17 protein-coding genes and 1 tRNA gene are annotated in these 16,860 nt (G+C 59.2%); 13 read left to right on the forward strand and 5 right to left on the reverse strand.

Going from position 1 to position 16,860, the window contains the following annotated elements:
- The first annotated feature begins 19 nt into the window (after positions 1-19).
- From ACTJK6_RS00925 to ACTJK6_RS00940, 4 genes are all read left to right on the forward strand, one after another.
- Positions 20-451, forward strand: a complete 432-nt coding sequence (locus ACTJK6_RS00925) for a MerR family transcriptional regulator (RefSeq protein ID WP_440838151.1) — start codon at positions 20-22, stop codon at positions 449-451.
- Positions 452-1,600: 1,149 nt separating this feature from the next.
- A complete protein-coding gene (locus ACTJK6_RS00930; RefSeq protein WP_440838152.1) occupies positions 1,601-2,062 on the forward strand; it encodes a hypothetical protein in 462 nt (153 codons plus the stop codon).
- 1 nt (position 2,063) lies between these two features.
- Positions 2,064-2,561 carry a hypothetical protein gene (locus ACTJK6_RS00935; protein ID WP_440838153.1) on the forward strand — a complete coding sequence of 166 codons (498 nt, stop codon included), beginning with the start codon at positions 2,064-2,066 and terminating at the stop codon, positions 2,559-2,561.
- 6 nt (positions 2,562-2,567) lie between these two features.
- The gene (locus ACTJK6_RS00940; RefSeq protein WP_440838154.1) at positions 2,568-2,975 is read left to right on the forward strand and encodes a DUF6941 family protein; all 408 of its coding nucleotides are present in this window, start codon (positions 2,568-2,570) and stop codon (positions 2,973-2,975) included.
- 942 nt (positions 2,976-3,917) lie between these two features.
- Here ACTJK6_RS00940 and ACTJK6_RS00945 read toward each other — a convergent pair.
- Positions 3,918-4,499 (reverse strand): recombinase family protein, encoded by a 582-nt coding sequence (locus ACTJK6_RS00945; RefSeq protein ID WP_440838155.1) that lies wholly within the window; start codon positions 4,497-4,499, stop codon positions 3,918-3,920.
- Between the two features lie 590 nt (positions 4,500-5,089).
- On the opposite strand from ACTJK6_RS00945, the gene ACTJK6_RS00950 reads away from it, so the two are divergent.
- Complete coding sequence (locus tag ACTJK6_RS00950; protein ID WP_440838156.1) at positions 5,090-5,722, forward strand: hypothetical protein; 633 nt, start codon at positions 5,090-5,092, stop codon at positions 5,720-5,722.
- Positions 5,723-6,161: 439 nt separating this feature from the next.
- Positions 6,162-7,127, forward strand: coding sequence for a hypothetical protein (locus ACTJK6_RS00955; RefSeq protein WP_440838157.1), 966 nt, complete (start codon positions 6,162-6,164; stop codon positions 7,125-7,127).
- Between the two features lie 40 nt (positions 7,128-7,167).
- Here ACTJK6_RS00955 and ACTJK6_RS00960 read toward each other — a convergent pair whose 3' ends face one another.
- A complete protein-coding gene (locus ACTJK6_RS00960) occupies positions 7,168-8,853 on the reverse strand; it encodes a DUF6538 domain-containing protein (RefSeq protein WP_440838158.1) in 1,686 nt (561 codons plus the stop codon).
- 134 nt (positions 8,854-8,987) lie between these two features.
- A tRNA-Pro gene (locus tag ACTJK6_RS00965) sits at positions 8,988-9,064 on the reverse strand.
- Positions 9,065-9,228: 164 nt separating this feature from the next.
- On the opposite strand from ACTJK6_RS00965, the gene ACTJK6_RS00970 reads away from it, so the two are divergent.
- Both ACTJK6_RS00970 and ACTJK6_RS00975 read left to right on the forward strand, forming a co-directional pair.
- Positions 9,229-9,654 carry a nuclear transport factor 2 family protein gene (locus tag ACTJK6_RS00970; RefSeq protein ID WP_260802360.1) on the forward strand — a complete coding sequence of 142 codons (426 nt, stop codon included), beginning with the start codon at positions 9,229-9,231 and terminating at the stop codon, positions 9,652-9,654.
- Positions 9,647-10,102 carry a MerR family transcriptional regulator gene (locus ACTJK6_RS00975; RefSeq protein WP_414560722.1) on the forward strand — a complete coding sequence of 152 codons (456 nt, stop codon included), beginning with the start codon at positions 9,647-9,649 and terminating at the stop codon, positions 10,100-10,102. Before ACTJK6_RS00970 ends, ACTJK6_RS00975 begins: the two co-directional genes overlap by 8 nt.
- Before the next feature lie 25 nt (positions 10,103-10,127).
- On the opposite strand, the gene ACTJK6_RS00980 is transcribed toward ACTJK6_RS00975, so the two are convergent.
- A complete protein-coding gene (locus tag ACTJK6_RS00980) occupies positions 10,128-11,042 on the reverse strand; it encodes a cupin domain-containing protein (protein ID WP_440838159.1) in 915 nt (304 codons plus the stop codon).
- Positions 11,043-11,156: 114 nt separating this feature from the next.
- Here ACTJK6_RS00980 and ACTJK6_RS00985 point away from each other — a divergent pair, with 114 nt between their 5' ends.
- Positions 11,157-11,492 carry a carboxymuconolactone decarboxylase family protein gene (locus tag ACTJK6_RS00985; protein WP_232042960.1) on the forward strand — a complete coding sequence of 112 codons (336 nt, stop codon included), beginning with the start codon at positions 11,157-11,159 and terminating at the stop codon, positions 11,490-11,492.
- 9 nt (positions 11,493-11,501) lie between these two features.
- Here ACTJK6_RS00985 and ACTJK6_RS00990 read toward each other — a convergent pair whose 3' ends face one another.
- Complete coding sequence (locus ACTJK6_RS00990; protein ID WP_316871348.1) at positions 11,502-12,440, reverse strand: aldose epimerase family protein; 939 nt, start codon at positions 12,438-12,440, stop codon at positions 11,502-11,504.
- Positions 12,441-12,754: 314 nt separating this feature from the next.
- Here ACTJK6_RS00990 and ACTJK6_RS00995 point away from each other — a divergent pair, with 314 nt between their 5' ends.
- From ACTJK6_RS00995 to ACTJK6_RS01010, 4 genes are all read left to right on the forward strand, one after another.
- Positions 12,755-13,126, forward strand: coding sequence for a hypothetical protein (locus ACTJK6_RS00995; protein WP_232042959.1), 372 nt, complete (start codon positions 12,755-12,757; stop codon positions 13,124-13,126).
- A gap of 172 nt (positions 13,127-13,298) precedes the next feature.
- Complete coding sequence (dinB, locus tag ACTJK6_RS01000) at positions 13,299-14,369, forward strand: DNA polymerase IV (RefSeq protein ID WP_414560719.1); 1,071 nt, start codon at positions 13,299-13,301, stop codon at positions 14,367-14,369.
- A 191-nt stretch (positions 14,370-14,560) separates the two neighbouring features.
- On the forward strand, positions 14,561-15,991 hold the full coding sequence (locus tag ACTJK6_RS01005; protein WP_322016794.1) for an amino acid permease: 1,431 nt from the start codon (positions 14,561-14,563) through the stop codon (positions 15,989-15,991).
- A 529-nt stretch (positions 15,992-16,520) separates the two neighbouring features.
- Positions 16,521-16,811, forward strand: a complete 291-nt coding sequence (locus ACTJK6_RS01010) for a DUF1488 family protein (protein WP_024975517.1) — start codon at positions 16,521-16,523, stop codon at positions 16,809-16,811.
- Positions 16,812-16,860: the final 49 nt, after the last annotated feature.

A 16,860-nucleotide genomic window follows, 5' to 3' on the forward strand; every position in this document is an offset into this window, starting at 1 on the left:
CCCTGTAGTTCAGCCCTGTATGGCCGCCGATAAACACACGGAGCGGGTCAACCTGCCGCCGATTCCTGCCAAACGCTACTTCACCATTGGGGAAGTGAGCGACCTGTGCGCCGTCAAGCCGCACGTGCTGCGTTATTGGGAGCAGGAGTTCACACAGCTCAAGCCCGTCAAGCGACGCGGCAATCGGCGTTACTACCAGCATCATGAAGTGCTGCTGATCCGGCGTATTCGCGAGCTGCTGTACGAGCAGGGTTTCACGATCAATGGCGCGCGGAACAGGCTGGACGAGTTGCGGCATGGCGTGGCTGCCGCGTCGCCGGTCGAGGCCGATGAGCGGGAAATGGAAGCCGCGGCGCCGATCTCCGCCGCTGCGAGTGGTTCGGTTGATGTTCAGAGCTTGCGGCGTGAGCTGTCGGCCGTGTTGGAAGTGCTGCGTACCGGCCAACCATAAGCCGATATTGCAGACAAGAAGCGCGCAGATAGAAACGAAAAAGCCCGCGTAACGTGATCCGTTACGCGGGCTTTTGTTTTGGTCGGGGCGAGAGGATTTGAACCTCATCAAACCCACGGTGGCATAAGGCTTTGCGGGCAGTGTGTCCGTTGCATCCGCTATGCTGATTGACACAGCGGCATGAGCGTAGCATATCCTGCCATCAATCAGCAGCAAGGGAGTAGATGAATGACAGGCACGAAGCTTCTACTTGCCGCTATTGGGCTCCTTTGCACTGCCGCCCCAACGTTTGGACAGACTGCACAGTCCACATTTGATGGCGAATGGGCAATCATCTACTCCTGCGAAGGTGCCACCGGCCCATACTTTGAGCGTTGCCAGCAAGGCGTGCGCGACATTTTCTTGCTGACCTTGAAGCAGCAGGGGCAATTCGTGTGCGGATATCACCTGACTACAGGCCATTTAGGCAACCGGGTAGACGAAAGCGACCGACCAGGACCATCGGTCAACGGTACGGCAAAAGGCGCCGTGGCGACATTGACTTACCGAAGCGGGCGAACAGGTGAAATTGGGCAAGCTACCCTTACGAGGAAGGGAGGCAGCATAGTTTGGCACGTCACACGTCCGCTGCAGAACGACAACTGGTTCCCTGATGACGCGGTACTGAAGAAGAGGAGCACTCGAACTAGCCAAGCACCGGCTAGTTGCGAATCTACGCAGAGCCCCTGATAGCCGTGCGTGCCGCCGACGCCATTACCAGCCATGGGAGCAAGGGGTATAGCGGAACGACCATCTACACGCACACGGCGAGCCCCAGGACGATCCTGGAGGCACTGGAGCTCATCGAGTGGCCCAGGGTCACGGCGATCCCATGAGGGGCCATATCGGTGCACTGTGGCTTGGGCGTATCCATGGTGAACGTGTACTGTATGAGTGCACAGCATCAAGTAGCCCGGTGCTGCAGGCGCTCCAAACATGAACCATCCCGCATATGGGATTTTGCGAAGGGGCTGCTGCCTCTATGCCAGCGAAGCGCTACGAGCGACTAGCGCGAAGGCAGTGGTGCAACTGCACGTCGTCCTGCAGTACTGAGGTGTCCCTTGGTCACCTCGATATATGATACGGGGCCAAACACCCTCTCGATCCGCCGTGAGCCAGCTCGCTAAAACCTCTATTCGGCTTCAAACCGCAAAGGGAACGGATATTGCGAACTACCAAGAGCACGAAGTTGATCTGTCCGAGTACAGCAAGGTCAAACTGCAGGAACAGAAGTATCCTGGGGTCCGTCGCCGAAATAACCCGATGAGTCTCTACAATTGCCACGGACTTGTGTTCGCCTCGCGAAGAGCCTGGGTCCAGGGTGAGGACCTCAGCAACATCATGCTGGACGATGGATATTTCTCTGTGGAAGAGAAAGACGTATTACCAGGGGATGTCGTCATTTACTTCGACGGGCAAACCCCATCCCATACTGGCTTTGTCGTATCGGTTCGATCTGAAGGTGTCCTTCAAAATATCGAGGTGTGCAGCAAGTGGGGGCATAGCGCCGAATTTATCCACCATGTTGCAAGATCTCCTTACGGAACATTTTATAAATTCTTCAGGATATAAAATGCTGCAGTCGGAAAAATTTGATTTGGATGAGGCGGTTGAGGCTTATGTCTACGCGAACACCCCAAATTTCCTGGAAAAACGACTGCGTCTTTCAACGATCGTTCAGCAACTGAGTTTGCTTTATTCGAGCAGTGAACTTGCCACAACGATTCTGGAAATCGTCAAGAAAGATCCAAGCTCCCGGAGCATTGAAGATGTGTCATTCGCCTATTCGTGCTTAGTTGCACTATTCGAGAAAGACGAGACGTACGCGAATGAGCTACTCAAGGAAGAGCGCATGGCAACCCTCAAATGGGCAGCGGATATGCGCCCGATCTCGTTGAGGCAAGCTGTTGCGATAATGGAGAGCACTGTCAGCGTTTCCCCTGTAATCTTGAACACAAGCAACATACAAGCGTTCGACGCTGTCGCGAAATTTACGATTCCGACGTCGCTTCAGGCACCCGCTCCATCGACATCTTTTTTTGAAAATACGTCATTCTTCAAATTTAAGTGATAGTCTATGAAAGTTACTCAGTCATTCTTTGCCGACACAATTATTCGTGATGCGGAGCGAAACACTATAACGGCAGTTGATTTGCTCGATCATTTCGATATTCGGATGTTCCCGGCAGCCCTACCCAGGCTGTCACTATGCTTTATGATCGAGCGCGAAGAAGGTGATGCTGAACAGAACACCATGGAGTTAAAATTGATTGGGCCACAGGGGGAACATATGTTTCCAGTTCAAGTCAATTTCGACGGCAAGCCTCGCTCTCGCATCATCATGAGATTTGAAGGTTATGTGGTTTTCCAGCCCGGCAGAATCTTGGCCGAGTTGCGCAAGGGCGAAACAGTCGTCGGAACATGCCAAATTCATGCAATCAACGCCGTGGCCTCGAATCCGCCTGACGTAGCAGTGTCTAACTGAGCATGGCTGCAGCGTCAGTTGGAATCTGGTGGTCAGCCTTCCTCGTGTCTGCGGGAGCCGGCACTTGCCTGAGTAAATTGACGGAAGATAGATCGCTACTGGCCCAGTGATTCATAAGAGTAGAGACGGCAGCCTTTCGGTGCGATGTACCCACTTGAGTAAATCCATGTAAGGTAGGTCCCAGGGTCCCTCTATACCTCTATGAGTAGGGAAGATGCTCAACGGGAGCATGGTGACACCACCGAGCCACCGTGCTATCACCATGCTTCCGTGCCGCCAATGATTGGCACTGATTGATGATCGTTGATACCCCCTTCAACTGCTGTCCCTGAGACGACCCAACGACCGCCCGAGTAACTTGACGCAAGGTAGGCGCCCCTATCTTGCTTGCCGTCGTCCATCGAATAAATCCATGCAAGGTAGATGACCCTATCTTCGCTGGCCGCCATTCATCCCTCATTCCGCTGATCATTAGTTATCACTTGTCGGCACCTCATACCGGCTATCGGGTCTTGGACTACGCTTATGTGCGGAGCGCTGACCCAGAGGCCACCAAGACCTGCTGATCAGGGGGCAGCAAAGGCATATCACAAGGTCGCCAGTTTAATTGTTGCTGGCGACATGGCATTCGTGATTGTTCCCTATGGTCCCGGAGAGTTTCAGTACACGGATACGGTACGAGTGAAGCCAGGGCAGCAGGAATATCTAGAAATATTGGGGGGACGGCGCAGCCACCACAGCTTTGGTGGAGCTTCCGGGATACCAGTGACGCTCCCCGCAACAATGCGGGCTCATTTCCCACCCGAAGATTCGTGACACGGTGTCGCCGCCGAACGAAGCAAGTTTCCCCCGTGCGGTCCCCGGCCCTCTCCAGCATGCGTTGGGGACTCTCGCTGCAAGGGGAGCCCCAGGGAATACCAAGGGCAGCCGTCGCCTCTGAGATCAGTCACGCATTGCAGCAGCGTACCGCTTGACAGTGGCGTCACTGAGCCCAAAGTGTTTCGCTGTGGCGCTGATGGATGCTTGGTTGTCCTTGCGCCACTGGATCACGACTGAGGCGTCAGCCTTGGGAGACTGACCAAGAGAAAGCTTCCCACGATGGGTCTTCCCCGTTGCGGCCAGCGACCTCCTTGCTGCCTCCCGGCCAGCCTCGGCCCGCTCATTGATGCGCTGGCGTTCTAGGTCTGCCACCTGAGCTAGCACGGCCACGATGATCTCTCCGACTCCCTTGGCGATCTGGCCGATCCCATGGACGTCCAGCGTGACCCCACGGGCGATTAGCCCCCTGACGACCTTCTGGACGTCCAGGGCATCGCGCCCAAGGCGGTCCAGGGCGTACACACGGATGACGTCTCCCTCGCGAACAAAGGCCAGCAACTGAGCGAACCCAGGCCGCTGTTCTGCCGGTACCCCGCCGCTGACTCCCTCGTCTGAGAACTCACGATCCGCTGGGCCGAGCTTCTGACGCTGGGATTCGATGGATTGGTCCTTCGTCGATACGCGGTAGTAGTTGATGGTTGTCATGGCGTGCCCTGAGTGGCTCAGAAGATAGAGGCTCAGTATGCCTAGCTCAAAAGATAGTATCAACCGCGCTGTGAGCTAACTGTATGAGCCATGGCTCACAGGTAGTAACCATTGAGCTACCTGGGCTCTTGGTGGCACGTCCGGGCCAAGTGCAACGCTCCCGCCCGTCACACGGCATCTGAGCGCCCACCTGACTCCCAGGGGGGGCGTGAGATCGCCCAGTGGTCCCCGCGCCTCGTTGATGCACCAGCGCCGTCTTGTTTTGACCACGCGCATCTGTGCGCACCTGTTCTGTTCGCGCATTAGGCAAGGCCGCAGATCGCCTTTTTTCTCATCATTAGACCCATACTTAATATGACCTCTCTCAAGCTATGCACCGCTGGTCGGCATCTGCTGCCTGCGGATGACATTCACTTCTACCGGGATTCCGGCGACTCGCGAAAGTACCGGGGTGTCTGTAAAGAGTGCTGGAAGCTGGCGAACGCAGCGCGGTACGCCAAGAACCCGGGCAAGCACTGCCGGAACACGTCGGAGGACAGGCGCAACCGAATGGACCGCCAGCGTCTCATGGCGACTCTTGGAGACGTCGCATGACTCACGATGACGTTTCAGCGGAAGTCCGCGTGTGCGGGGAGTGCAATCTCCCGAAACCTGTCTCTGACTACTACGTCCATTACAAACGCGTATGCAGGGCCTGTATCAGCGCCAGAAACAAGCGGCGCTACCAAGAGAAGCGCGATGCCCTGATCGACTACGCCAAGCAGCGGCGAAGCCAGCAGCCGCCCGAGTATGTCACCTGGACCGACATGAAGCAGCGCTGCGAGAACCCCAGGAACAAGGAATATGCGAACTATGGCGGCAGAGGGATCACGGTGTGTCCCGAGTGGCGCGAGGACTTCCGGCGCTTCCTGGCGGACATGGGGACGCGTCCGGGTCCCAGGTACACATTGGAGCGCCAGGACATCAATGGCCCTTATTGTCCGAGTAACTGTCGATGGGCCAGCAACAACGAGCAGCAGAACAACAAGCGGACCAACGTCATCTGCTACCTATGCGGCCCCGATGGCCCCACATACACCGCAGCAGAGCTAGGACGGTCCATGGGCATGAATCCGCAGTATCTCCGCTCGCTGGACTTGCAGTGGCATAGGGACGGTAAGCCAATCCCACCGCTGCCATATGGCGTCCGAGGGCGAATCAAGAATGCGCAGACTGACGATTAACCGCTGTACGCAGCCAATGCCGGTGACGTGCGTGTTCGTGATGCACCGATTATGTAGGATGCCGTTAGTTCTATTTCAACGATAAATACAGGAGGGAGCCCATGTGATTCGCGCCTGTGCTATCAAGGTTTGCGAATTGCTCAGCGGTTCAAATTTGCTGAAGTCTTTCATTTCTCGTCGTTCGTTATTGGTCAGTAGGGGGTTTAGGCGGTCTGCGTACCGCACGTAACTCGGAACTCGTGTGCGTAGTTTCGGCCCAAGTCGTCGCTGTGTAATATCGACCGCATCGAGGGAACTGCAGCCGTGGAGACACTTGATGAAGGACATTCGGAAGCGCCCGCACCGAGCGGCCCCTAGTTTAGTTCCAGAGGAACTGCTCGGGATGAAAGGAGTTTGCCCCATCTGCAAGGCAGGGACCGAGATACCGTGGCTTGAGAAGATGAAATTCCCCAAACATCCTGTTAAGTCCGATCACGGACCGGGGCACTGGGTCCCTGTCGGTATTCCCCTGACATGCTCATCCGAAGCTTGCAAGCATGAATTTTTCGTTGACGTGCCGATTCTTCCGAACCAGAGTCGGTGGGCTCTCTACGGAGACGAAGCTGCACGATACATTAGTAGCCCCCCTGTAGAATATTCGTCAGACCCGCTCCACTTCTACTGCATAACGCTTGTTGCGTTGCATCAGCGTAGGCACGAGCGAGTCCGCAAGCAAATTTTCAATCTGAAAAAAGCAATTCGACCGACCGAAGACCCAGATTCCTGGGTGCATCACTTTACCGAGATATGGGAGAGCAAGCCGGGATCGGGCGTTTTTCGGCTTCAGAATAAGCTTGCCAAGATCGAGCACGCCAAGAAATTCGCGAAAATTATACGAGAGGCCAGGCCGGAATTGGCAACCTTCAATATATCAGGATGTATATTGGTTCCGGGCGATCAAAAGGAGCGAAAGAAATTATTAAAACATCAAAAGCAGAGCGCATTCTCGGAGTCGATCTTAACGACTCTCAGAGAGTTTAGAAGGCAAGAGAAAAGCATCAATTGGATATTTGACAATATCCAAGATACTACCTTGGGTGGCAAAGCTGAAGGTTGGGCGTCCGAATGCTTTTTGGGTCTCCAGTACACGCGCTTGTTCTGTTGGCTTTCAGCCGGCGCTACTGTACTTGAACCCTCTTTCGTACGCCCAGGCTCGCACTTCCTGTTAGAAGTGGCTGATTTCATTAGCTATTGCGTTGCACGAGACTTTGAACGCGCAATCATCGGCCAGCGCCCTGATTTTCCTACTACCCTTTTGGGGCGAGGCTTCTATCAGGGAACTCTTGGCAATGGTGATGTGGAAAACCTCTGGGAGGTTGGACTTCCTTTGAAGAAATTCTATGGTTTAGAAATCCCCAAAAATTGAGTCTGATTGGAGTTGATGCGTCAGTGTGATGACAGGGCCGTCACCTTGCAGCCTCAGGCCAATCAATGCGATCCAGTGCCTCAAGCATGACGGGGAGTGATGCCTCTTTGGTGTAGACCCTCCGGCCCGCCGATCCCTGAGCACTATGACCGGTGATCGAATCCATGGTGGCCTCACCGACATCTCTCTCAGCCAATGCTGATCGGAGCCAATGGCGGAATTTGTGCGACCCCTCCAACCTGCCTAGGGGCAGATCAGCATCGGCGCGGAATTGCCGGAACCATTGGACCAATGTGTCCCCCGGGCCTCGGGCTCTCCCGCAGGCTGAAGGGAGGGCTGATCCGGTGCCACCCGTGATCCCTTGGAGCCATTGAGCAAACCATGGATTGTCCATGAGGTGTCCAGCTAGTGGCACGATTCGCTCGGACTCCTGAGTCTTCACCGTGCCCGCTTCGGCGGTGATCCGTACCGTCATGATTCCGCTGCGGCTCTGGAAGTCCTCTTTCCGTAGCTGTGCAATCTCACCAATGCGGGCGCCGGTGTGGAGCAGCAGGAGCAATGCGGCTCGTCCATCGGTCGGGGCGACGTCCTGCCACGATGGGGTGTCGTCCATCTGCGCCGAGAACAAGGGGTGAGCTAACATGCGGTTTAGCTCATCGTCGGTCCAGGGCGTTCTCGACTTCGCTCCGACCGTCTTGTCGAATGAAAGGTCGAGGGGATTCCGTGCCAGTAGATCGACTTTCACCGCCACATTTGCAAGGGACGTGATGCATGCCGCATGGTTGCCAGCCGTCTTACGCGCCAAGTTGCGCTCCGGGGCAAGAAGGAAGTCCACAAACCTAGCGCCCACTGCTTTTGTCAGGTCCGCAAGTGGCACCACGCCTACCGCCTGTTCAAAAAGCGCCAGCGCTTTCTTGGTACGTCCGATAGCGTTGGGCTTAGGGGCATTGCGGACAATCCACATAGGTACTACGTCTCGCAGCGTCTTGGGCGCAAGCTCCGGTTCTATGGGCTTCGCTACACTCGGCGCGGGCGGGTCCTGGGGGGTCTCAACGGGCTCCCCGGAATCTCGTTTCTCCACGTTCTGCCACGCCCGCACCATAGCCCCAAGGACTCGTTGCAGAGACATGCGAGCTTGCGGCTGGGCCCAGTCCACGCGGATCGAGAGCGCGGCACACGCGGCCTCAGCGATCCGCCGCGCGGCATCTAGTCGTCCCACCATCAAGTCCGTCCTCAGCAGGCGCACGATGGCCCTGTGAATGTCGCTGACGTTTTCGTATTGCTCGGGGTCCAGATACTCGCCTACGGCATCCCATGCCTCGTTGACGACGGGGCGACCAGACAAAATGCCCAGGGGGGCCGTGGAGCTGACCATCTGCGCGAAATGTCGGGGATTGCTTCGTAGCAGGTCGTCTATGGCAAGGATGTCCCGCTCGGCCTTCTGCACGATATAGGCGACCAATTCATCCGTGATTGGCGTAGGAGCAGCAGGACGGGCCCCGGCTCGCATTTCATCGAACTTGCGCCGGTACTCGGCGAGGATCGCGTGCGCCCGTGCAGCAGCCTCATTGCGGTCCTTGGTTCCAAGGCTTGCGCGGTAAGCATCCGTGGCAGGCTTGCCGTTCGGCTGTAGCGGCCAGATGTGGCGGATGTCCTGGGGGACGCCGATGCGAAGGTGGAACGTGGAGCCTCTGAGACGGACTCCGGCAGGAAGGGCGACGGGCATGGGTGTTGGCATCTCCGCATTTTTGCACAGCGGATTGACACACTCCAGAGACACGCCCGGAAATGGAAAAGCCCGGGAACCCTTGTCAGTACTGGCATTCCCAATACTGGCTTAGGTTCCCGGGCCTTATATCCTGGTCGGGGCGAGAGGATTTGAACCTCCGACCACCTGCACCCCATGCAGGTACGCTACCAGGCTGCGCTACGCCCCGAAGCCTGAAAGTATAACAGAGGCGTGGCGCCGATGACTAGTAGTTCGCTCACAGTTCGAGCACTTGCCGTGTGGTCGTGTTCCGTATGGCTGCGGCAAAGAAAGTCCTTGCGCTAGAGTGCGCTCTAGCACCTGTAATCGGAGCATTCACACTAGGAGGCTCCCATGAACGCGCTCGAGAACAAGCAGATCTTGCAGGCCGCTTTTGCCGAACTGGCTGTGAGCAACGCCAAGCCATTCGTTGATCTCATGACGGATGATTTCTGCTGGGTATGCACCGGTACGACGCAGTGGTCTCGTCGCTATGCCGGTAAGCAGACGGTGCTGGATGAGCTGTTCGCGCCGCTGCGCGCGAAGCTCGGTCGCATCACGACGGTTGCCAATCGCTTTATTGCCGATGGCGATACCGTGGTCGTAGAGGCGCAAGGTCGCAACACGACGCGCGATGGCGTTGCCTATAACAATCAGTACTGCTTCGTCATCCACATGCAGGAGGGCAAGATGCGCGAACTGATCGAATACTTCGACACCGATCTCGTCAACCGGGCGCTTGGCCATCCGGCAGCTGTCTCCACCGCGTCCCATGGCTGAGCGCGATCCGGCTCGGTTGCTGATCGGTGCCTTGGCTGAACGCACGGGCCGCAGCATTCATACGATTCGCTGGTACGAGGCGCAGGGGTTGATTCCTGGCGTTGCGCGCGATGCAACGGGCCGACGTATTTACACCGAGCAACATGTCAACTGGCTCGAGTTGATGGAGCGCCTGCGCAACACAGGGATGTCCGTCGCACAGATGCGCGAATACACGGCGCTGGTGTGCGAGGGCCGTAGCACCTTGAAAGCTCGACATGCGTTGCTGGTGGCGCATCGTGCGCAGGTGACGCGGATGATCGCGGAGTGGACGCACTCGCTTGCGCTGATCGACGGCAAGATCGATTTCTACGGCGAATGGGTGGCCACGGGAACGCGGCCCGCACGCGAGCCTAGCCTGTCGCAAAGCACCACGAAAACGCGCACGCATCGCAAGCCCAAGCGCTAGCGATGGCGGGGACGTTGGCGGATGATCAATCCGGTGCGCGCCGATACCGCGCTGGCGTCATTCCCAGTTGCTGCTTGAACGCCTTGCCGAATGCCGCTTCGGATTGATAGCCGACGCGCGCCCCGATTTCTCCTGCACTAAGCCGCGTATGGACCAACGCGTCGCACGCGAGCGTCATGCGCACGCGCGTGAGAAAGTCCCACACCGTCATGTCGGCGCGCGCCTTGAAGTGCCGCGCGTAGGTGGCGCGCGACATGGCTGCCAGATCGGCGAGGGTGTCGATGGTCCACGCACGCTCTGGCGCGCTGAGCATGGCTTGTACGGATGGTCCGAGGCGCGTGTCTGACAGCAGCGTCAGCGTGCCGGGGCTCGCGTTTTCCTGCTGGCCATACACGCGCAGTGCCATTGTCAGCAACGCTTGGCTCAACGAGGTAACGATCGCCAGCGCGCCGGGCGCGCGGGTTTCGGCTTCGTCGCGCATCAGTGCGATGAGCGCCTGCAGTGCCGGATACGACGCGCTATCACTCAATGACACGTGCAGCGGATCGGGCAGCGTACGCACCAGCAACGTAGTCGAGCCGTGCTCGTGAACGAATCGGCCGCAAAGCAGATCGACGTCGGCGGCACCCCGGCCGGTTTGGCGAAGCGGCAGCATGCCGTCATGCGAGTTGCGGGGTTTCCGGGTGGGTGCGTCGGCAGCGCTGAGGTCGTGAATGGTGTGTGCCGCGCCACGCGGGAACAGGATGAAATCGCCTTCGCGCAGCGTGAGCGTGCCGCCGCCAGCGTCGACCAGGCAACTGCCCGACAGCACGAGGTGGAACAGCACTTGCCCATTCGGCTCCGGATCATGCGGGATCGAGAAGGGCCCTTGGAACAGGCAGCGCAAATCGAGGCTGGCCTGCGGCCGGGTGAGTTGAATGAATTGGCTGAGCGCATCCATTGAGACGATTTCGATGGAAATTGCGTTTATCAAGTATTCAACGGATCGCACGTCAAGACAATACTCTTCCCAACGGCGCGGCATCGGGCCAGCGCCACACCACCGGAGCACATCATGCTGAACTGGGTCGAGTATCGGAAGGAATTGCTGGGTCGCATTGGCGAGATCGGTCGGATCACGCCGGATACGGTCAAGGGCTACAAGACGCTGTCGGCGGCCACGACGGGCAGCCTGGACGCGAAGACCCGCGAACTGATCGCGCTGGCCGTGGCGGTGACCGCGCGTTGCGATGGCTGTATCACCGTGCACACCGCCGAGGCGGTCAAGCATGGTGCAACGCATGAGGAGATTGCCGATGCGCTCAGCGTGGCGATTTCGCTTAATGCCGGGGCCGCGTTGGTGTACTCGGCGCGCGTGATGGACGCGGTGCAGGCCTACGAGAAGGCCTGACCACGTCCGCTACCGAGCGATCCGCAGGCGGCAGGTTGCCTGTCGGGTCCCGCCGGGGGCGAGCAGGTGCAGGCCTTCGCCGTGGTGGATCGCATTCGGCAGGCCCATCCAAGGTTCGACGCAGTAGAAGTCCGACGTGGCGTTTTCCGTCCACGTGGTGATGGCGTGCCAGGGCACCGGTGCGCCGTCGACCTCGAAACGAATGCGCCGGCCGAGCGGTGCTTCTGCATGCGGCGGGATGACGAGCGTGGCCGCGCCGGCGTCATCGAGCAGGTGATAGCGATCTTGGAGCGCCGGGTCGTCGAGCTGGTAGGTCCTGCGCCCTGGCTCGGGTCTGTCGAGACTGCCATCGGGCAGTTGGCGCGACAGCCGCGCCGGCGGCATCGACAGCTCGGTTGCGCCACGCAGCGCGTGCGGTAGCGCCAGGTAGAAATGATGGCCCGCGTAAAAGGGCATCGGCGCATGCGCGTCGCCTTCGTCCAGATGCTTCACGGAGAAGGTCGCCTCCAACCCGTCGTCAATCAGCCGGTACGTCACGCGAAATTCGAAGGCGAACGGATAGCCTTGGCGCGTTTGAGGGCTGTCACGCAGCAGCATGACGATGTGTGCGTCGCTTGCGTCTTCCACCTCGAACGGCATGTCGCGAGCAAAGCCGTGTTGCGGTAGCGCGTGAAGTTGTCCGCGCGCGTCGCGCCAGCGGCCGACTTCGCCATCTACAAAATGCCGGCCGATGAAGGGAAATAGCAGCGGATTGCCGCCGCGCACTTTGGCCGGATTCGACCAGTCGGCTGTTTCGGGCCAGAAGAGGATGTCTTCACCGCGATGGCGCCAGCGCACCAGCCGACCGCCGGCTTCCGGTGCGAGCAGCAGCATGGAGCCATCGGCGCGCGTGTCACCGATGCGGATGAGCGTGCGATCCTGAAAGCGGGCGGTGGGCAGGTCGTGCATGGGTTGGGTGGAGTGACTTGTTGGCATGGGAATCGCATACTAGATTGTCAATGCGTTTTGCCCGGAGGGAAACCATGTCCGTCAATTGCGTGCTGCCCGCTCATACCGTTCCCCCGCCCGACGAGCCTTCGCCGCCGGGAATCCCGCCCGATCTGCCATCTCCCGATGAACCGCCGCCGCCAGTCGAGCCACCGGAGCTGTCGCGGAAGTAATCTGCTGTTACCAATCGTCACAGCTTTGCGTGAAGCGGTTCGTAAGATAGCGCCAGTTCTCGCGCGACTGCGCGTTTCTACAACCACAATACGAGCCAAATCATGTCGATTCTTCCGCGTCTGACCCTGTGCGCAGTGCTGGCGGCCTCCCTGGCCGGTTGTGTCGTGGCGCCACCGCAGCCCACGCGCACGGTGGTGGTGCGTGAGCCTGTTCCCGTTGCGGCGCCGGTGGACCCGCGCGCGCGCTTTGACCAAATCCAGGGCCGCCTCGCGGAAGAATTCCACCGTATCGACGTTCGCCAATCGCAGGGCTACATCGATCCGTACCGCGCTGACGGCCTTCGCGATCGCCTGCGCCGCATCCGCCAGGAAGCCAACGACATGGCCAGTCAGCATCGCGGCGGCTTGTCCGGCGATGAGCAGCACGCGCTGAACGACGAACTCGGCGCCGTGGCGCACGATATCGGCCGCTAAGCCGCATTCTTCCGGTCTCCTCATTCGCCGATGTTGCGTTGCAATATCGGCGAAATGCATTGTTGCGCGGCGTTGCGTGCGCAGGCGGCGGAAGCTGATACGCTTGCGTTCCTCCTGAACGAGCAAGCCCGACACCGACGCGGCTTCCAGCGGCCGGTTCTGGCCTTGTGCCGTGCGAAAGATCATCCACTGCGACTGCGATTGTTTTTACGCTGCCATCGAAATGCGCGACGACCCGCGCCTGGTGGGCAAGCCGCTGGCCGTCGGTGGGCGGCCGGAGCGGCGCGGTGTAGTCGCAACCTGCAACTACGAGGCGCGCAAGTTCGGCATCCATTCGGCCATGCCCATGGCGCAGGCCGTCAAGCGTTGCCCGGACTTGCTGATCGTGCCGCCATCCATGGAAAAGTACCGCCAGGTTGCGCGCCAGATCTTCGCCATTTATCACAGCTATACGCCGCTGGTGGAGCCGCTTTCGCTGGACGAGGCTTACCTGGACGTGACCGACAGCCCTATGCTGGCGGGCAGTGGCACCCGCATCGCTGAAGACATCCGCCGCCGGGTGCGCGAAGAGGTCGGTATTACCGTGTCGGCCGGCGTTGCGCCCAATAAGTTCATCGCCAAGATCGCCAGCGACTGGAACAAGCCTGACGGCCTGTTCGTCGTGCGGCCGGAGCAGATCGACGCGTTTGTGGCGGAGCTGCCGGTCGATCGCCTGTTCGGCGTGGGGAAGGTGACCGCTGCCAAGCTGCGCCGCCTGGGTGCGGAAACCTGTGGTGATTTACGCGGCTGGGGCACCGACCGCTTGCAGCAGCATTTCGGCGTGTTCGGTTTTCGGCTTCACGACCTTTGTCGCGGTATTGATCATCGGCAGGTGCAACCTTCGCAGATCCGCAAGTCGGTCAGTGTGGAAGAGACCTACGCCACCGATCTGCGCACGCTCGATGACTGCCAGCGCGAGTTGATCATCCTCGTCGAGCAGTTGGCCGCCCGCGTCGAGCGCGCCCGCGCAGGCAACATGATCCACAAAACCTACGTCAAGCTGCGTTTTGCCGATTTTCGTGGCACGACGGTGGAGTGCATCTCGCCGCAGGTGTCCTTGCCGGTGTTCTCCAAGCTGCTGGCGCAGGGGTTTGAGCGCCGCGGCATCCCAGTGCGATTGCTTGGCGTGGGTGTGCGGCTGTATGAATCGGATGCGCATGCGCGCCAGCAACCGCTGTTTGCGGAAGACCCGGCCGCCGGGTGAGATTGAGCCCATCGACCCGGCAATTGGGTACGAATTGTCCTATTTTCCTGTCTGCACTACGGCGATAGAAGGGCGGAATGTCGCCTGCGGGTAGAATGCCCGCTTTTTTGCATAATCCGCCGCCGCGCACCACACGTGCGCGACAGTGCATGCCGTCACATTCGGCAGCGCGCAGACAGGAGACGCAGTCAATGAGTTTGTTTCGTACCAAAAACGTGGATCACATGATCCGCACGGGCCACAGCAATACGGGCCTGAAGAAAGTCCTCGGACCCCTCGACCTGACCTTTCTGGGTGTTGGCGCCATCATCGGTACCGGCATCTTCGTTTTGACCGGCACCGGCGCGCTCACAGCTGGGCCGGCGCTAACGTTGTCCTTCATATTCGCCGCGCTCGCCTGCGGGTTTGCCGCGCTGTGTTACGCCGAGTTCGCCTCGACCATCCCCGTGTCGGGCTCCATCTATACGTACGCCTACGCCACGATGGGCGAACTGGTCGCCTGGATCATCGGCTGGGATCTGATGCTTGAATATGGTTTGGCCACATCCGCTGTTTCGGTGGGGTGGTCCGGCTATTTCCAATCGCTGCTGTCAGGCTTCGGCCTTCACCTGCCCGTGGCGCTCACCGCTGCGCCGGGCGCAATTCCGGGTGTGCAGACGCTGTTCAACCTGCCGGCGCTGGTGATCATGCTGCTGATCACGACGCTGCTGTCGTTCGGCATTCGCGAGTCGGCGCGCGCCAACAACATCATGGTCGCCATCAAGGTGACGGTGGTGCTGCTGTTCATCGTCGTGGGCGTACGCCACGTGCAGCCCGCCAACTGGCAACCGTTCATGCCGTTCGGCATGGAGGGCGTGTTCGGCGCGGCGGCCATCGTGTTCTTTGCTTTCATCGGTTTCGATGCGGTCACCTCGGCCGCCGAAGAGGTGCGCAACCCCAAACGCGACTTGCCGATCGGCATCATCGGTTCGCTGGCGGTGTGCACGATTCTTTACGTGCTCGTGGCCGCCATCATGACGGGCATCGTGCCGTTCGCGAAGTTTGCGGGCGTGGATCACCCCGTGTCGCTGGCATTGCAGATGGCCGGTGAAAGCTGGGTGGCGGGTTTTGTCGATCTCGGTGCCATCATCGGCATGACGACCGTGATCCTGGTGATGGCGTATGGCCAGACACGCATCATCTTCGCCATGTCGCGCGACGGGCTGCTGCCCAAGCGTCTGTCGCACATTCATCCGCGCTATGCGACGCCGTTTCTGAATACCTGGGTGGTCGGCATCGTCTTCGCGGTGATCGCTGCATTCGTCCCGCTGAATGTATTGGCGGAGCTGATCAACATTGGCACGCTGGCGGCGTTCTCGCTGATTGCCATTGCCGTGCTGGTGCTGCGTCGTACGCGCCCGGACCTGCATCGCGGCTTCCGCTGCCCCGGCGTGCCGGTGGTGCCGCTGCTGGCCATCGGCATGTGTCTGTTCCTGATGAGCCATCTGCAGGCCGTGACCTGGATCGCCTTCGTGGTGTGGGTAGCGATCGGCTTGCTGGTGTACTTCGGCTATGCGCGCCGTCGTTCGCTGTTGCACACATCGGGACATGGCGCTGCGCCAGTTTCCGAAACGGTCCACTGATCGATAACGCGCGTCCATTCCCTGACGACATGGCTGCCACGCGGCCAACACTGTCGTTCAGATCGCCGGCTGAGGTGGTTTTCCCTCAGTCGGCGCGCAACTATTACAACGCCGATGTATTGCGTTCAACCGCCGCTCTTTTTTGGCGACGGTTCCAGCGCATCCGGCGCTGACATCAACGTGTCGCAAACCATGTGGTTGCATGAGCAGGCACAGTTTGGCTTCACGTCCGGCACGCGCCTTGCATGTGCCTTTCGCTTTGCTCAAACGAGCAAGTGCTCAACCCTGACAAAAAAGCATAGCTGCGACGAAGGGCGCGCGAAGCCTGATGCCGCCTGGGGTGGCGGCCCCAAGCCACCATTCAACGGCAGCGATGCTGCAAATGACGCTCGCACGTGCATCGCAAGCTGTGGTTAAAATGATCTGTGCAGCCAGACACAATGTCTGACGAAACCTTGCCGGCCCCCCCGCAAAGTTTCCACGCAACAGCGTGTGCGTTGTTGTCCATTGCAATCGGAGGGCTTTGACGATGGAAATCAAGTTCGAAAAGAAAGAGGCGTACGACATCAACAACGAAGGCCTGCTGTTCGACGCACTGGTCGACGGTGAAAAGGTGACTTGCGTGGCAACGCGCGAGGCGCTTTGGGAAGGGCTGGAAGGTGATCAGGTGTTGTCGCTTCAGGCAGCCTTCGAGGCTGGCCAAGAGCGGATCCAGGATGCCGCCCGTGTGCTTATTGCAGACTGCGTGCAGCGATCTCATGGATTAGATGACTTGCCGCAACCGATCGTGGTCAAGCGCGCGCATATTGCGGTGATCTGAGTCTGATCGATTGCCTGCGTAGACATCGGCGTGCCCGATGCTCTGCATG

The sequence above is a fragment of the Ralstonia sp. 22086 genome (assembly GCF_052045975.1).
GTDB classification, from domain to species: Bacteria; Pseudomonadota; Gammaproteobacteria; order Burkholderiales; family Burkholderiaceae; genus Ralstonia; species Ralstonia wenshanensis.

Coding starts and splice junctions, on each gene's coding strand:
- ACTJK6_RS00955 (WP_440838157.1), top strand. CDS start 6,162: ATGAAATTCCCCAAACATCCTGTTAAGTCCGATCACGGACCGGGGCAC.
- ACTJK6_RS00940 (WP_440838154.1), top strand. CDS start 2,568: ATGAAAGTTACTCAGTCATTCTTTGCCGACACAATTATTCGTGATGCG.
- ACTJK6_RS00995 (WP_232042959.1), top strand. CDS start 12,755: ATGTCGATTCTTCCGCGTCTGACCCTGTGCGCAGTGCTGGCGGCCTCC.
- ACTJK6_RS01010 (WP_024975517.1), top strand. CDS start 16,521: ATGGAAATCAAGTTCGAAAAGAAAGAGGCGTACGACATCAACAACGAA.
- ACTJK6_RS01005 (WP_322016794.1), top strand. CDS start 14,561: ATGAGTTTGTTTCGTACCAAAAACGTGGATCACATGATCCGCACGGGC.
- ACTJK6_RS00980 (WP_440838159.1), bottom strand. CDS start 11,042: ATGGATGCGCTCAGCCAATTCATTCAACTCACCCGGCCGCAGGCCAGC.
- ACTJK6_RS00990 (WP_316871348.1), bottom strand. CDS start 12,440: ATGCACGACCTGCCCACCGCCCGCTTTCAGGATCGCACGCTCATCCGC.
- ACTJK6_RS00975 (WP_414560722.1), top strand. CDS start 9,647: ATGGCTGAGCGCGATCCGGCTCGGTTGCTGATCGGTGCCTTGGCTGAA.
- ACTJK6_RS00985 (WP_232042960.1), top strand. CDS start 11,157: ATGCTGAACTGGGTCGAGTATCGGAAGGAATTGCTGGGTCGCATTGGC.
- ACTJK6_RS00970 (WP_260802360.1), top strand. CDS start 9,229: ATGAACGCGCTCGAGAACAAGCAGATCTTGCAGGCCGCTTTTGCCGAA.
- ACTJK6_RS00960 (WP_440838158.1), bottom strand. CDS start 8,853: ATGCCCGTCGCCCTTCCTGCCGGAGTCCGTCTCAGAGGCTCCACGTTC.
- ACTJK6_RS00945 (WP_440838155.1), bottom strand. CDS start 4,499: ATGACAACCATCAACTACTACCGCGTATCGACGAAGGACCAATCCATC.
- ACTJK6_RS00935 (WP_440838153.1), top strand. CDS start 2,064: ATGCTGCAGTCGGAAAAATTTGATTTGGATGAGGCGGTTGAGGCTTAT.
- ACTJK6_RS00925 (WP_440838151.1), top strand. CDS start 20: ATGGCCGCCGATAAACACACGGAGCGGGTCAACCTGCCGCCGATTCCT.
- ACTJK6_RS00950 (WP_440838156.1), top strand. CDS start 5,090: ATGACTCACGATGACGTTTCAGCGGAAGTCCGCGTGTGCGGGGAGTGC.